Raw genomic sequence first — 13,804 nt, forward strand, 5'->3', positions numbered from 1 at the left:
GGGGCACGGTACCGGAGGTAGCGTGCCCGGCCGTGGACAGTGCACCGGGCTCCGAGTCCGACTCTCACGCCGGCACGGCCGCTGGCTCCGGCGGCGGCTCCGGCGAACCGGTTGTCCCGGTGGGTGCGGTGCGCTGGCGGGAGGGCCGCGTCGTCGGTGTGGTGCGCCGGTGGCACGGAGCGGTCGAGGTCGACGTCCTCGTCGAGGCCGCTGTCACCCGGGCGCTCGCCTACCCCGCGCTGGTGGGGACGCCGCAGGCCGGGGACCGGGTGCTGCTCAACACCTCCGCCCAGGCCCGAGGGCTGGGCACCGGCGGGTTCGCGCTCGTCGTCGCGGTGCCCGACCGGCTGCCCGCCGACCCGCCGGACGGGCCGGGGCACCTCGTCAAGGCGCGCTACACCCCGTTGCAGGCGATGGTGCTCGGCGTCGACGAGCAGGAGTCGGAGCACCACGCGGTGATGGCGGCGGCGGACGACCTGGCCGGCGCCCCGGTCGTCGTCGCCGACCTGCACTCGGCGCTGCCAGCGGTGCTGGCCGGCGTCCGGGACGTCGACCCGGGGCTGCGGGTGGCCTACGTCATGACGGACGGCGCAGCGCTGCCGGCGTGGTTCTCCCGCACCGTGGCGGGGCTGCGGGACGCCGGCTGGCTGACCGGCTGCGTGACCGTCGGCCAGGCGTTCGGCGGGGACCTCGAGGCGGTCACCGTGCACACCGGCCTGCTGGCCGCCCGGCACGTGCTCGGCGCCGACGTGGTCGTCGTGGCCCAGGGCCCCGGCAACCTCGGCAGCGGCACCCGGTGGGGCTTCTCCGGGGTCGCCGCCGGGGAGGCGGTCAACGCCGCCGCCGTGCTCGGTGGCCGCCCGGTGGCGTCCCTGCGGGTCTCCGGGGCCGACCCGCGGGAGCGGCACCACGGGGTGTCCCACCACTCGCTGACCGCCTACGGCCGGGTCGCCCTCGCCCCGGCGGACGTCGTCGTCCCGGCGCTGGACGGACCCCTCGGCGCCACGGTCCGGGAGCAGGCCGCCGCGCTCGGCCTGCCGCGCGGTCGACACCTACTGGTCGAGGTCGGCACCGAAGGGCTGCGCGCGGCGCTGGACGCCGTCCAGCCGGCGACCGGGGTGAGCCTGTCGACGATGGGCCGCGGGCTGGACGAGGACGAGCCGGCCTTCCTCAGCGCCGCAGCCGCCGGCCGCCACGCCGCCCACCTCACTCGGTGATCATGCAATCCCGCCACCCCCGCGCCCTCGTCGTGATCATGCAATCCCGCCACCCCGAGCCCTCCCCGTGATCATGCAATCCCGCCACCCCGAGCCCACAGAATGCTGCCCCTGGCACGGGTTTGTCGGCGTGTCGTGCCGCCAACCCAGCATTCTGCGAGTGGGGGGTGGATGAAGGCAGGGTGGCGGGATTGCATGATCACCGATGCGGGTCGGTGGGGCTGAGGGTGGCGGGATTGCATGATCACGAACAGCGGTTCGCTTGAGGGTCAGTACGCGTCGAGGATGTCGACGACGAAGACGAGCGTGTCGGTGCCCTCGATGCCCGCGTCGGGCTGGCCCTCCGGGCCGTAGCCCTGGTCCGGCGGGATGACGAGCAGGACCTGGCTGCCGACCGGCTGACCCACCAGCCCGGTGTCCCAGCCGGGGATGACCTGGCCGACCCCGATGGCGAACTGGGCGGTCCGGCCGTTCTCCCAGGTGGAGTCGAACACCTCGCCGCCCGGCCACGTCACACCGGTGTACTGCACGGTGATGCGCTGACCCTGCTCGACGAGCGGCCCGTCCCCGGTGATCAGCTGCTGGATGACGAGGTCCGTCGGCGGCTCGGCGTCCGGGATGGTGATCGTCGGCGCCCCGTCGTCGTCCAGGGTCACCGTCGGCAGGCCCTCGGGCGGGGTGACCGGCTCCCCCTCGGCGCGGGTCGGGACGACACGGGCGTCGAGGACGTCGAGGACGACGAGGGCGGTGCTGGCGCCCTCGGCCTGCGGCGGAACGCCGATGAGCAGCCGGCTGCCGACGGCCGCACCGAGGATGCCCTCGTACAGCGCCGGGTTGATCTGGGCGCTGTCCATCGGGAAGCCGACCGGGGACTCCTGCTCCCAGCTGCTCTCGAGCTCCTGGCCGGTGGCCCCGTCGTAGGTGACGAGGTGGGCGCGGACCTGCTGCCCGTCCTCCACGGCGGCGCCGTCCCCCTCGGTCACCACGGTCGTCGCGGCGTCCTCCAGGGTGAGCGGCGCCTCGAACTCCACCGACGGCTTCTCGCCCTCCTCCCCCGTCACGGTGACGTCCGCCAGCGCGGCGGCGCCCGTCCCGTCCGGGGTGGCGGGGTCCTCACCGTCGGCGCAGCCGGCCAGCAGCAGCACGGGCAGCAGGAGCAGAACCAGGAGTCGACGCACGAGGAGCCTTCGGGATCGGGGTCTGCCGGCAGCGAGAGCACCGGTCCGGACACGGCACCCTAACTCGCGCCCTGGCCCTGCCGGCGCACGGGTCACATCCCGGCGATCAGCCGGTCCACCCGCTCGTCCACCGAGCGGAACGGGTCCTTGCACAGCACCGTCCGCTGCGCCTGGTCGTTGAGCTTGAGGTGCACCCAGTCGACGGTGAAGTCCCGCCGGCGCTCCTGAGCCTGCCGGACGAAGTCACCGCGCAGCCGGGCCCGGGTGGTCTGCGGCGGCACGGCGGTGGCCTCGAAGACCTCGATGTCGCTGGTCACCCGCTCGACCATGCCCTTGGCGGCCAGCAGGTTGTACAGGCCCCGCCGGCGGGAGATGTCGTGGTAGGCCAGGTCCAGCCGGGCGATCCGGGGACTCGACAGCGGCAGGTCGTGGCGGCTCATGTACCGCTCGAGCAGCCGGCGCTTGATGACCCAGTCGAGCTCCCGCTCGACCAGGGACAGGTCGCCCTCGCGAACCGCCCGCAGACCGCGCTCCCACAGGTCGAGCACCCGCTTGGTCGTCTCGGACGGCGCCCCGGTGGAGTCGACGAACGCCTTGGCCCGCTCGAGGTACTCCTCCTGGATCTCCAGCGCGGAGGCCTCCCGGCCGTTGGCCAGCCGCAGCGGACGACGCCCGGTGAGGTCGTAGCTGATCTCCCGGATGGCGCGGATCGGGTTCTCCAGGGACAGGTCCCGGATGCCGACGCCCGCCTCGACCATCTGCAGCACGAGGTGTGCCGCGCCGACCTTGAGCAGCGTCGTCGTCTCGGACATGTTGGAGTCCCCGACGATGACGTGCAGTCGGCGGTACCGCTCGGCGTCCGCGTGCGGCTCGTCGCGGGTGTTGATTATCGGTCGCGACCTCGTGGTGGCGCTGGAGACGCCCTCCCAGATGTGGTCGGCCCGCTGGGACAGCGTGTAGACGGCTCCGCGCGGGGTCTGCAGCACCTTGCCGGCGCCGACGAGGAGCTGGCGGGTGACGAGGAACGGGATGAGGACGTCGGACAGCCGGCTGAACTCCCCGTGCCGGGCGATCAGGTAGTTCTCGTGACAGCCGTAGGAGTTGCCGGCGCTGTCGGTGTTGTTCTTGAAGAGGAAGACCTCCCCGTCGATCCCCTCGTCGGCCAGTCGCCGTTCGGCGTCGACCATGAGGCCCTCGAGGATCCGCTCGCCGGCCCGGTCGTGGACGACGAGCTGGCGGACGTCGTCGCACTCGGGGGTGGCGTACTCCGGGTGCGAGCCGACGTCGAGGTAGAGGCGGGCCCCGTTGCGCAGGAACACGTTGCTGGACCGACCCCAGGACACGACCTTGCGGAAGAGGTACCGGGCCACCTCGTCGGCGGACAGCCGCCGCTGCCCGTTGGCGGCACAGGTGACCCCGAACTCCGTCTCCAGGCCGAAGATCCGCCGCTCCATGACCTCACACTACGTCGCCCCGGCGCCGGCGGAGGCCCGGTGCCCCGGTGCGTCTAGCGGGGCTCGTCGTCGGGCAGCCCCGAGTGCCCACCGTCCGGGGTGCCGGACCCGCCGCCGGGGTCGCCGGTCAGCGTGTCGTGCAGCCCTGGCCTGACGGGGTCGGTGACCGGGACGTCGGTCGTGCTCGTGTCGGGTGAGAGCAGCTCGGTGAGCAGCCGGCCGGAGATCCGCCGGAAGGCGCGACGCGGGCGGCGCCGGTCCAGGACGGCGACCTCGAGCTGGGACTCCGGGAGCTCCCGGGGGGCGCCGCCGGCGGGGTCGGCGGCGAGGGCCGCGACGGCGGTCTGCAGCGCGTCGGCGAGCGTCATGTCCGGGCGCCACCGCTCCCGGGCGGCCGGTGCGATCTGCTCGGCCTGGCCGCCCATGACGACGACCCCCCGCTCGTCGGCGACCGACCCGTCGTAGGTGAGCCGGTAGATCTGGTCGGTGTCGCACGAGTCGCCGACCTCGGCGACGACGATCTCCACCTCCAGCGGCTTGGACTCGGTGGTGAACACCGTGCCGAGGGTCTGCGCGTAGGCGTTGGCCAGGCCCCGGGCGGTGACGTCGGTGCGGTCGTAGGAGTAGCCGCGCAGGTCGGCGTAGCGGACGCCGGCGACCCGCAGGTTCTCGAACTCGTTGTACTTGCCGACGGCGGCGAAGGCGATCCGGTCGTAGATCTCGCTGATCTTGTGCAGCGCCCGGGAGGGGTTCTCGGCGACGAAGGCGATGCCGCCGTCGTACTGGACGACGACGACGGACCGGCCGCGGGCGATGCCCTTGCGGGCGTAGTCCGCCCGGTCCTTCATGAGCTGCTCGGGCGAGACGTAGAACGGCATGCTCATCGGTCGGCACCCCCGGCCCCGGCGCTCGGCTCCCCACCGGAGCGTCCGTCCCGGCGCTCGGCGATCACCTGGCGGACCACCCCGGCGAGCCGGTCGTCGTCCAGGCGCTGGTAGCCCTCCGCGGTGACCGTGGCGACGACGGGCCAGATCCGGCGCTCGAGGTCAGGGCCACCGGTCGCCGAGTCGTCGTCCGCGGCGTCGTAGAGGGCGCCGACGGCGACCCGGACGGCGTCGGCGGCGTCCAGCCCGGGCCGCCACAGCTTCTTCAGCGCGCCCCGGGCGAACACCGAGCCGGAGCCGACGCTGTGGTGGTCGCGCTCCTCGTAGCGCCCGCCGGTGACGTCGTAGCTGAAGATCCGGCCGACCTGGCGGTCCAGGTCGTAGCCGGCGAACAACGGGACGACGGCCATCCCCTGCATGGCCAGCCCGAGGTTGCCGCGGATCATCGCGGCCAGCCGGTTCGCCTTGCCGTCGAGGCTGAGCAGGGCACCCTCGATCTTCTCGTAGTGCTCGAGCTCGACCTGGAACAGCCGGACCATCTCCACCGCGATCCCGGCGGTCCCGGCGATCCCGACGCACGAGTACGTGTCCGCGGGGAACACCTTCTCGATCTCCCGGTTCGCGATGTAGTTGCCCATCGTCGCCCGCCGGTCGCCGGCCATGACGACCCCGCCGGGGAACGTCAGCGCGACGATCGTCGTGCCGTGCGGGCTGTCCGGTGCGGCACCGGGCGGCAGGCTGCGCCGGCCCGGCAGCAGGTCCGGGGCGTGCGTCGAGAGGAACTCCGAGAACGACGACGAGCCGGGCGTGGTGAACGCGGACGGCAGTCGTCCGGTGTGGTGCGCGTCGGTGGTCACGCCGTGACCCTAGCGACGGGCACCGACGACGCCGCGGCCCGGCTCACTGCCCGCCCTTCTGCACGAACGTGCGGACGAACTCCTCGGAGTTGGTCTCCAGGGTGTCGTCGATCTCGTCGAGCAGCGCGTCGATGTCGTCGTCCCGGGTCTGGGCCGCGGGCGCGGCCGGGCCGGGGGCGTCGTCGGGCTCGCTGTCGTCTCGCCGTGTCGGTCGCTTGTGCTCCTGACCCGCCATCGCCAGCCTCCTACGTCGCCGGGGGTCGGATCCCCCGCCCGGTTCCGATCCTAGGCATCTTCCGGTGAGGACGACGGCCCACCCGCCGGTGCACCGCGCAGCGCCTCGACGAGCTCGCTCGCCGAGCCGACGCGCTCGAACAGCGCGCCGACGTGCTCCCGGGTGCCGCGGGTCGGCTCGAGCATCGGGACCCGCTGCAGGGGACCCCGCCCGGGCAGGTCGAAGATGACCGAGTCCCAGCTCGCCGCCGCGACGTCCGCCCCGAACCGGGCCAGGCACTGCCCGCGGAACCAGGCGCGGGTGTCCTCCGGCGGCTCGCTGACGGCGGCGTCCACCTCGTCGTCCGTGAGCAGCCGCTGCATGGCGCCCCGGGCGACGAGCCGGTGGTACAGCCCCTTCTCCGGCCGGACGTCGGTGTACTGCAGGTCGATGAGCTGCAGCCGGGAGGAGCCCCAGTCCAGCCCTTCCCGGTCCCGGAAGCCCTGCAGCAGTCGAAGCTTGGCCACCCAGTCCAGCTCACCGGCGAGGTCCATCGGGTCCCGCTCCAGCCGGGTCAGCACGCTCTCCCAGCGCTCGAGGACGTCGACCGTCTCCGGGTCGGTCCCCCCCTGGCGGTCGACCCAGGCGCGCGCCGCCTCCAGGTACCGCCACTGCAGCTGGACGGCGGTCAGCCGGGTGCCGTCGTGCAGGGTCACCAGCTCGCGCAGGGTCGGGTCGTGACTCACCGCGTGCAGCGCGGCGACCGGTGCCTCGACGGTGAGGTCGGGCAGCGCCCGGGCCTCGATGAGGTCGAGGACGAGCGCCGTCGTCCCGACCTTGAGGTAGGTGGAGATCTCGCTGAGGTTGGCGTCCCCGATGATCACGTGCAGCCGGCGGTACCGGTCGGCGTGGGCGTGCGGCTCGTCCCGGGTGTTGACCAGGGGGCGTTTCAGCGTCGTCTCCAGGCCCACCTCGACCTCGAAGAAGTCGGCCCGCTGGCTGATCTGGAACCCCTCGCGCTCGCCGTCCTGACCGATCCCGACCCGGCCGGCGCCGGTGACGACCTGACGGCTGACGAAGAACGGGATCAGGCCGCGGACGATGTCGGGGAACGGTGTCGCCCGGTTCATGAGGTAGTTCTCGTGGGTGCCGTAGGAGGCGCCCTTGTTGTCGGTGTTGTTCTTGTAGAGGTTGACCGGCCCGAGCCCCGGTGTCGCGGCGATCCGGCGGACCGCGGCCAGCATCACCCGCTCCCCCGCCTTGTCCCAGCGGACGGCGTCCCGGGGACCGATGACCTCCGGGCTGGAGTACTCGGGGTGGGCGTGGTCGACGTAGAGCCGGGCGCCGTTCGTCAGGACGACGTTGGCCAGCGCCGGGTCCTCGACCTCGTCGACGAGCTCGCCGAGGCCGGCGCGGCGGGCCTGGTCGGCGAACCGGGGGGCGTCGGTGAGCTGGGTGGGGTCGGCCTGGCCGCGGGCCAGCTCCCAGCCGCGGGCGTCCCGCAGCGGGGCCTCGTCCTCGTAGTCCCACCGGGCCCGGCCGGCCCGGACGCCGAGCGGCTCGGCGTAGGCGTGGACGACCTGGCTGGACAGCACCATCGGGTTGGCCTCGGGCCGGCCCGGACTGGACACGCCGTACTCGGTCTCGATACCCATCACCCGTCGCACGGTCATGCGGCGACCCTACGGGTGCCGCCCTATGGTGGCTCGGGTGCGTCCCCTTCCCGCCGCCGCTCTCGACGTCCTTGCGGTGGTCGGCTTCGTCGTCGCCGGACGCCGCACCCACGCCGAAGGCCTGGACCTCGCCGGGACGGCGCAGGTCGCCTGGCCGTTCCTGGTGGCGGCCGCCCTGGGCTGGCTCATGGCGCGGGGGTGGCGGGCGCCGGACGCCGTGCTGCGGACCGGCGTGCCCGTCTGGCTGGTCACCGTGGGCGCCGGCCTGCTGCTGCGGCGCGCGGGCGGCGACGGCACGGCCGCGCCCTTCGTCGTCGTGGCGGTCGTCACGCTCGGGGTGCTGATGCTGGGCTGGCGGGCGCTCGCTCAGGCCATGAGGGCGCGAGCAAGCCGCTCGCGCTCCCGGCGCAGCCACGCCTGACGCCGCCGGATCGCGTCTCCCGCGCCGTCCGCCCACATCCTCGCCCAGCCGCCACCCAGCTGCTCCGCGCTCGCCCGCATCCGATGCCACGTGACCTCTGCCCGTTCGATCCCCAGGTCGACCAGCCGCTCGCGCTCGCCCGACGTGAGGCCGTAGGCGTCGGCGAACAGGCGCAGGCGGTGAGGCTGGTCGACGCGCTGCCACGCCGGCCAGAGATCCGCGGGGTCCCGCATGGGGACCCAGTGCATCGCGGTGTTCCAGGCGTCCAGGACACGCGTGGTCGGACCGGCCAGGTCGAAATCGACGAAGCCGACCGCCTGCCCGTCACGGACGACGACGTTCTGCGGCGTGACGTCCAGGTGGGAGACCACCTCCGGCTCCGGGTCGTGCACCGGCGCCGGGACGCGCACGAGATCGCGTCGCCAGACCGCTCCGGGCGGTGGCACGAACCCCTCGGACGCCGCGTGCAGGCGGCGGAGCAGCCGCGCCACCGACGCCAGCAACCGGTCGTCCGCCGCCCACGCCTGCGGCGGGTCCCCCGCCACGTCGCCTGGGAGGAAGGTGAGCACGTCACGCCCCTGCGCGTCTCGTCCCAGGTACCGCGGGCTGCCCTCGAACCCGGCGTCCTCGAGGTGGTCGAGGTAGGCGGCCACCGACAGGCTCTGCGGCTGGTGCGGACGTCGGACCGTCTCTCCGACGCGCACGACGCCCTCCGTGACGTCGCCCGAAGGCAGCTGCACCACCGGACCGTCGAAACCGGTGAAGCGGCGTCGCTGCACGGGATGGCGTTGCACCGGCCCGACGCTACCGCTCGGCCGGCTGCAGGCCCGGCCGACCGGCCTCGACGACGAACGAGTCGCGGGTCGGGATCAGCACCACGGGCTGCCGTACGTACGGCAGCACCGTGAAGTCGGCCTGGAGCCGCTCAGGGGTGAAGCGCGCCAGCACACAGCCCCGCTTGGACCTGAGTTTGGTCACCGTCGTGGGGTGGGGCGAGGCGCACCGGTCTGACCTGCGATGATGGTGGCTGGGCAGCGGTTCTGAGGCACTAATTGGTGCCGTACGGTGGCTCGTGTGGCGTGGGTTCGGCGGGTTCGGACGGCCTCGGGTGCGACGGCCGTGCAGATCGCCGAGTCTGTGAACGGTCGGCGGCGGATCATCGCGCATGTCGGTTCTGCGCATAGCGAGGCCGAGCTCGGGTTGCTGGTCGAGCGGGCGCGGCAGCTGTTGGACGACCCGGGTCAGTGCGCGTTGGACCTCGGGGTCGAACCGGTGGCGGTGAGGACGCCGCTGATCGGGCGGGCCGACGATCCGGCCCTGTTCGGCGGCCCCGCCTCACCGGCTCCGCAGACGCCGGTTGCGGCCCCGCGGGTGGTGGCGACCGCCTCGCGGGCGCTGTTCGACGCGTTGGCCGCGGTGTTCACCGATCTGGGGTTCGACGCGCTGGGCGACACGGTCTTCCGCGACCTGGTCATCGCCCGGATCGTGGAACCGACCTCGATCCTGGACGCCGGCCGGGTGCTGGCCGACCTGGGTGTGAAGCCGGCGAGCGAGAAGACGATGCGCCGCACCCTGACCCGGGCTCACCAGGGCGCCTACCGGGACACCCTGGCGCGGTTGTGCTTCACCCACGCGGTCGGCAACGGCGACGTGTCGCTGGTGCTCTACGACGTGACGACGCTGTACTTCGAGGCCGACAAGGAAGACGAGCTGCGCAAGGTCGGGTATTCCAAGGAGCGCCGGGTGGACCCGCAGATCGTGGTCGGCCTGCTGGTGGACCGGGGCGGGTTCCCGCTGGAGATCGGCTGTTTCGAGGGGAACAAGGCCGAGACGGCGACGATCGTCCCGATCGTGGCAGTTCCAGGCCCGCCACGACGTCGCCGACATGGTCATCGTCGCCGACGCCGGGATGCTGTCGGCGGCGAACCTGCGCGAACTGGACGAGGCGAACCTGCGGTTCATCGTCGGCTCGAGGATGACCAAGGCGCCTATCGACCTGGCCTCCCACTTCCGCTGGCACGGGGACGCCTTCACCGACGGACAGATCATCGACACCCTCACCCCCAAGGCCGGTCAGCGCAGCGAGAACAACACCGCGGTGCGGGCTGAACCGGTCTGGGACTCTGCCACCCACACGGGCTCGTGGCGGGCGGTGTGGGCGTACTCGGCTAAACGGGCAGCACGAGATGCCAAGACGCTCACCTTGCAGGAGAACCGCGCCCGCGCGGTCATCGCCGGAGAAAAGGCCACTCGCACGCCGAGGTTCGTGAAATCCAGTAACGGCGAGCGGAGCCTGGACGAGGCTGCGTTGGCGCGGGCCAGGCGGCTGGTCGGGCTGAAGGGCTACGTCACCAACATCCCCGTCCACCTGATGCCCCCCGGTGAAGTCATCGACTCCTACCACGACCTGTGGCGCGTCGAGCAGTCCTTCCGGATGAGCAAGACCGACCTACGCGCTCGGCCGATGTTCGCTCGCACCCGCGACGCGATTGAGGCGCACCTGACGGTCGTCTTCACCGCGCTGGCAGTCTCCCGAGAGGTCCAGAACCGAACCGGCCTGGCGATCGGGAACGTCATCCGACAACTCCGCACGCTGCGCTCAGCGACTATCGCGATCAACGGCACCACACAGACGTTCCCCCCAGCGGTCCCCGCCGACAAGCGAGCAGTCCTCGACGCTCTCCAACGGCGACAACTCAGGCACTAACCGAATGACCAAACTCAGGGGATGGCGTTGCACCGGCCCGACGCTACCGCTCGGCCGGCTGCAGGCCCGGCCGACCGGCCTCGACGACGAACGAGTCGCGGGTCGGGATCAGCACCACGGGCTGCCGTACGTACGGCAGCACCGTGAAGTCGGCCTGGAGCCGCTCAGGGGTGAAGCGCGCCAGCACACAGCCCCGCTTGGAAGTTCGCGAACCCCGAGACGTCACCCTGCGCGAGTTGATCCCGGCGAACGGCGGGACGACGGCCGAGTGAAGCCTGGGTGCCGGCGGCTAGCCCCGGGCTAGGTGCCTGAAAACGGCCCCTGACCTGCGAAGACACCTTTCAACGTCTTCCAGCGTCAGGGGTCGATTTTCGTTGGTCAGCGGCCCCAGTGCGGCCCACTCCGGCGCGTCGGCGTTTGGTGTGCCTCGAAGTCCTTGCACACTGAACGGAGTGATCGCTGTTAGGGCATCGGCGACAGTCCTCGGCGCTTCGACAGGAGTACCGCATCCTTCTTGTTGACGCTGCGCCTCAGGCTGCCGAGCACTGCGTGTTCCGTCTCCGGCGTCCAGAAGATCTGGAGGTGCTCACGGGCCCGGGTGATGGCCGTGTAGAAGATGTTGTGTGAGATGTCGTCCTCGTTGGCATCCGTGATGACGACCTTGACTGAGTCGTACTCCAGACCTTGGGCCTTGTGGATCGACACCGCGTAGGCAACCTGGAACGGCACGGAGCCAGACGTCGAGTCGTCGTCATCATCACCGCTGCCGCGCTCGTACACGTCGAACTGAACGATGGAGTCCTTGACGTAGCGGAGCTCGATCCCGTCGACGTCGAACGCGGAGACTGGTCGGTCCAGTGCCACCTCGAACTGGATCCGTCCGGGGAAGGCCCCGATGCCAGCGATTCTCCCCTTGAGGTTGTTGTAGATCGTTGGCCGGAAGCGATCGGTCTCGTTGAACAGCACGGGGTCGCCGATCTTGTAGGTCGAGGCGCCCCACGCTGTGGCTGCGCCTGGGTTAGAGCTCTGGAGGAAGCGGTTTACGTTGTTGATGCCGTACAGGCCGTCGTAGTTCAAGCACAGGACGATCTCGTCGTCGCGCTGCGCGGTGAACAGGCTCTCGTTGAGCACGGTGGAGTAGCCGTTGCGGGCCAGCGTCTCGGCGATGTCAGGCTTGAGCTCGCGCACCGTGGACCAGAGGTCGAGGAGCGCAGAGTTGGTCGTCCGGAATGGTGTCGTGAGCTCGAACACCGCGGTCTTGGGGACAAACGACTGGGCCAGACCGAACCAGTTGCCAAACTGGATCGACTCGATCTGGTAGACGTCTCCCACGAGCACGAGCAGCTTGAACGACGTTCGCTCCAACACCTTTAGGATGTGCGCGTTGCTGACCGTGCTGCACTCATCGATGATCAGGACGTCGTACTGGGTGGCGTCATGGTTGCCGATGTGGCTGCTGATCGTCCGGAAGGTCGAGTCCTGGGCGTTGACTCGACGCTTCAGGTTGTCGACGGCCGGATGGGTATGGGCGAGGAAGAGCTTCTGCTTGGTGTTGAAGTACTGGGCGATGAGGCTGATCATCGTCGACTTCCCGGTGCCTGCCGCCCCGTAGATCAGTGCGACGTGGGAGTCGACGAACAGTGATTCAAGTGCCTGGGCCTTCAGAGGGTCGTCGGGTCCTGGAGTTGTCTGCGCCAGCCACTGCTGCACCGCGCTGTCCTGTCCAGGAACGCCCGTCGCGGCGTGCTGCTGGAGTTTCTCGATAATGGCGACAGCGCTGTCCTCGTACTCCTTGATGAAGACGTGTCCCTTGTCCTTCACGAGCCGTCGTCCGGTGTGCTTGTAGTAGAGGCTGCTGTTGTAGGCGTTGATCAGCTGGTCGACTTCCCCCAGATCCTGGAGATCTGACTCGGGTGTGTAGAGCATGCCGCGGTCCTCGACGTTGCGCTTCACGCGGTGAGCCAGGAGCTCGTGGGTGCGGCCGGCTGTGTCCAGGCACTCAGCGAGGTCGACGAACCGCGGGTTGTGCCCATAGAGCGAGGTGCAGAACGGCATGCGGTCGAATGGCTTGCAGCCGTACTCCAGGCTGAGGTCCGACAGCACCCCGCAGGCCTCGGGGATGTACTGCAGCTTGATGAGTTGATTGTTCATCCGCAGCATCAGGTAGCGCAGCACGTTGGTCCCCGGTGCGCTCGTTCCGTTCAGTCGGCGCACCGCGTCGAGCACGGGAAAGATCTGTGGCTGGCGGGAGCGCTTGGTCGCCCAGTCTTTGAGGGATGCGTACTTGGCATCGTCCATGTCGACGATGTCGAGCAGACTCGACGAGGTCCGCGTCAGGTACTGCATCAGGTTCTTGTACTCAGAGCTACCGGTCGAGACCTTGATCTGGTGGTCGAGGATCCGGGCGAAGTTGTCGAACTCGCATGGCCGGATCGAGACCTCCCACTCCCGGATGATCGTGATCGGCATGGTTTGGCCGAGCACCTGGATGGCATCGCTCTCCAGGACAAGGTTCGCCGCGTACTTGTCGGTGATGTCGATGTCGGTGAAACCGATGATCCGCTCGAACTTACTGACGCGGTTGACAGCGTTGTAGAAGGTCACCTCGTAGTAGATCTGCCCGTCGGCGAAGAACGGTCGGACAGCGTGGATGTAGTAGCGGTTCTTGCCGCTCTGGCTCGGCGGGAGCGAGCGAGCCGCCACGATCCGCTCCGCGATCTTCTGGTGGTACTCCCTTAGCGACGGGTCGAGGTCGACGGGAAAGTCCTCGAGGTTCCCCAAGATCGTCATTCCGATCTGGGTGTTGACCAGGTCGCGAACGCGGAGCAGATAGTCGTAGTACTTCAGCATGAGGCGCTCTGATGGATCTCCGCCCATCGTGTAGTGCGAGACGCTGATCTGCAGCAACTTGTGGAACCGGGAGACGAAGTTGAGCTGTCCGCTGGAGGCAACGTGGCTCATCGCGCCACCCACGGCGGAGTACTCGAACGTCGCGTCGCCGCTGCCTGCGTGAAGCCGGACCGCCAGCCCTTCGACGAGGTTACGAAGCTGGCCGAGGATGTTCTGGGCGAGCAACGGTCGGTCATGGCTCAAGGCCGCAATGTGGCTCTTCGCAGTTGACGGTGTAGGTGGCGACGGCGCGTCGTTGGCCGGGTAGGGGTCGAGGTCTTCCGATGATGGGAGTTCTGACGCTGCCCAT

Annotated in this window: 12 protein-coding genes and 1 pseudogene; 3 read left to right on the plus strand and 10 right to left on the minus strand. The window is 70.4% G+C overall.

The window, feature by feature from the left end; genetic code table 11:
• Positions 1 to 128: 128 nt before the first annotated feature.
• Positions 129 to 1,217: a DUF3866 family protein gene (locus ACFP6A_RS10580; RefSeq protein ID WP_379603502.1), complete on the plus strand. Its 1,089-nt coding sequence runs from the start codon at positions 129 to 131 to the stop codon at positions 1,215 to 1,217.
• Between the two features lie 269 nt (positions 1,218 to 1,486).
• Here ACFP6A_RS10580 and ACFP6A_RS10585 read toward each other — a convergent pair whose 3' ends face one another.
• The 6 genes from ACFP6A_RS10585 to dop form a co-directional block, all read right to left on the minus strand.
• Positions 1,487 to 2,395 carry an FKBP-type peptidyl-prolyl cis-trans isomerase gene (locus ACFP6A_RS10585; protein ID WP_379603477.1) on the minus strand — a complete coding sequence of 303 codons (909 nt, stop codon included), beginning with the start codon at positions 2,393 to 2,395 and terminating at the stop codon, positions 1,487 to 1,489.
• Positions 2,396 to 2,487: 92 nt separating this feature from the next.
• Complete coding sequence (gene pafA, locus ACFP6A_RS10590) at positions 2,488 to 3,849, minus strand: Pup--protein ligase (RefSeq protein ID WP_379603478.1); 1,362 nt, start codon at positions 3,847 to 3,849, stop codon at positions 2,488 to 2,490.
• 53 nt (positions 3,850 to 3,902) lie between these two features.
• Positions 3,903 to 4,733, minus strand: a complete 831-nt coding sequence (prcA, locus tag ACFP6A_RS10595; protein ID WP_379603479.1) for a proteasome subunit alpha — start codon at positions 4,731 to 4,733, stop codon at positions 3,903 to 3,905.
• A complete protein-coding gene (gene prcB, locus ACFP6A_RS10600) occupies positions 4,730 to 5,590 on the minus strand; it encodes a proteasome subunit beta (protein ID WP_379603480.1) in 861 nt (286 codons plus the stop codon). Before prcB ends, prcA begins: the two co-directional genes overlap by 4 nt.
• Before the next feature lie 43 nt (positions 5,591 to 5,633).
• On the minus strand, positions 5,634 to 5,825 hold the full coding sequence (locus ACFP6A_RS10605; RefSeq protein ID WP_379603481.1) for a ubiquitin-like protein Pup: 192 nt from the start codon (positions 5,823 to 5,825) through the stop codon (positions 5,634 to 5,636).
• Between the two features lie 50 nt (positions 5,826 to 5,875).
• On the minus strand, positions 5,876 to 7,477 hold the full coding sequence (dop, locus tag ACFP6A_RS10610) for a depupylase/deamidase Dop (protein WP_379603482.1): 1,602 nt from the start codon (positions 7,475 to 7,477) through the stop codon (positions 5,876 to 5,878).
• Positions 7,478 to 7,502: 25 nt separating this feature from the next.
• On the opposite strand from dop, the gene ACFP6A_RS10615 reads away from it, so the two are divergent.
• Positions 7,503 to 7,898, plus strand: coding sequence for a DUF3054 domain-containing protein (locus ACFP6A_RS10615; protein ID WP_379603483.1), 396 nt, complete (start codon positions 7,503 to 7,505; stop codon positions 7,896 to 7,898).
• Here ACFP6A_RS10615 and ACFP6A_RS10620 read toward each other — a convergent pair.
• Both ACFP6A_RS10620 and ACFP6A_RS10625 read right to left on the minus strand, forming a co-directional pair.
• Positions 7,844 to 8,692 carry a phosphotransferase gene (locus tag ACFP6A_RS10620; RefSeq protein WP_379603484.1) on the minus strand — a complete coding sequence of 283 codons (849 nt, stop codon included), beginning with the start codon at positions 8,690 to 8,692 and terminating at the stop codon, positions 7,844 to 7,846. The genes ACFP6A_RS10615 and ACFP6A_RS10620 overlap by 55 nt on opposite strands.
• Before the next feature lie 10 nt (positions 8,693 to 8,702).
• Positions 8,703 to 8,876: a hypothetical protein gene (locus ACFP6A_RS10625; protein WP_379603485.1), complete on the minus strand. Its 174-nt coding sequence runs from the start codon at positions 8,874 to 8,876 to the stop codon at positions 8,703 to 8,705.
• 96 nt (positions 8,877 to 8,972) lie between these two features.
• Between ACFP6A_RS10625 and ACFP6A_RS10630 the strand changes: the two are divergent.
• A pseudogene (locus ACFP6A_RS10630) lies at positions 8,973 to 10,605 on the plus strand (IS1634 family transposase).
• Between the two features lie 43 nt (positions 10,606 to 10,648).
• On the opposite strand, the gene ACFP6A_RS10635 reads toward ACFP6A_RS10630, so the two are convergent.
• Together ACFP6A_RS10635 and ACFP6A_RS10640 are read right to left on the minus strand one after the other, a co-directional pair.
• Complete coding sequence (locus ACFP6A_RS10635; RefSeq protein WP_379603486.1) at positions 10,649 to 10,792, minus strand: hypothetical protein; 144 nt, start codon at positions 10,790 to 10,792, stop codon at positions 10,649 to 10,651.
• Between the two features lie 275 nt (positions 10,793 to 11,067).
• Positions 11,068 to 13,707 (minus strand): ATP-dependent RecD-like DNA helicase, encoded by a 2,640-nt coding sequence (locus ACFP6A_RS10640; RefSeq protein WP_379603503.1) that lies wholly within the window; start codon positions 13,705 to 13,707, stop codon positions 11,068 to 11,070.
• Positions 13,708 to 13,804 lie beyond the last annotated feature (97 nt).

The organism is Quadrisphaera sp. GCM10027208 (assembly GCF_042658805.1).
Taxonomy (GTDB): domain Bacteria; phylum Actinomycetota; class Actinomycetes; order Actinomycetales; family SCSIO-59966; genus SCSIO-59966.

Coding starts and splice junctions, on each gene's coding strand:
- prcA (WP_379603479.1), bottom strand. CDS start 4,733: ATGAGCATGCCGTTCTACGTCTCGCCCGAGCAGCTCATGAAGGACCGG.
- ACFP6A_RS10615 (WP_379603483.1), top strand. CDS start 7,503: ATGGTGGCTCGGGTGCGTCCCCTTCCCGCCGCCGCTCTCGACGTCCTT.
- ACFP6A_RS10605 (WP_379603481.1), bottom strand. CDS start 5,825: ATGGCGGGTCAGGAGCACAAGCGACCGACACGGCGAGACGACAGCGAG.
- pafA (WP_379603478.1), bottom strand. CDS start 3,849: ATGGAGCGGCGGATCTTCGGCCTGGAGACGGAGTTCGGGGTCACCTGT.
- dop (WP_379603482.1), bottom strand. CDS start 7,477: ATGACCGTGCGACGGGTGATGGGTATCGAGACCGAGTACGGCGTGTCC.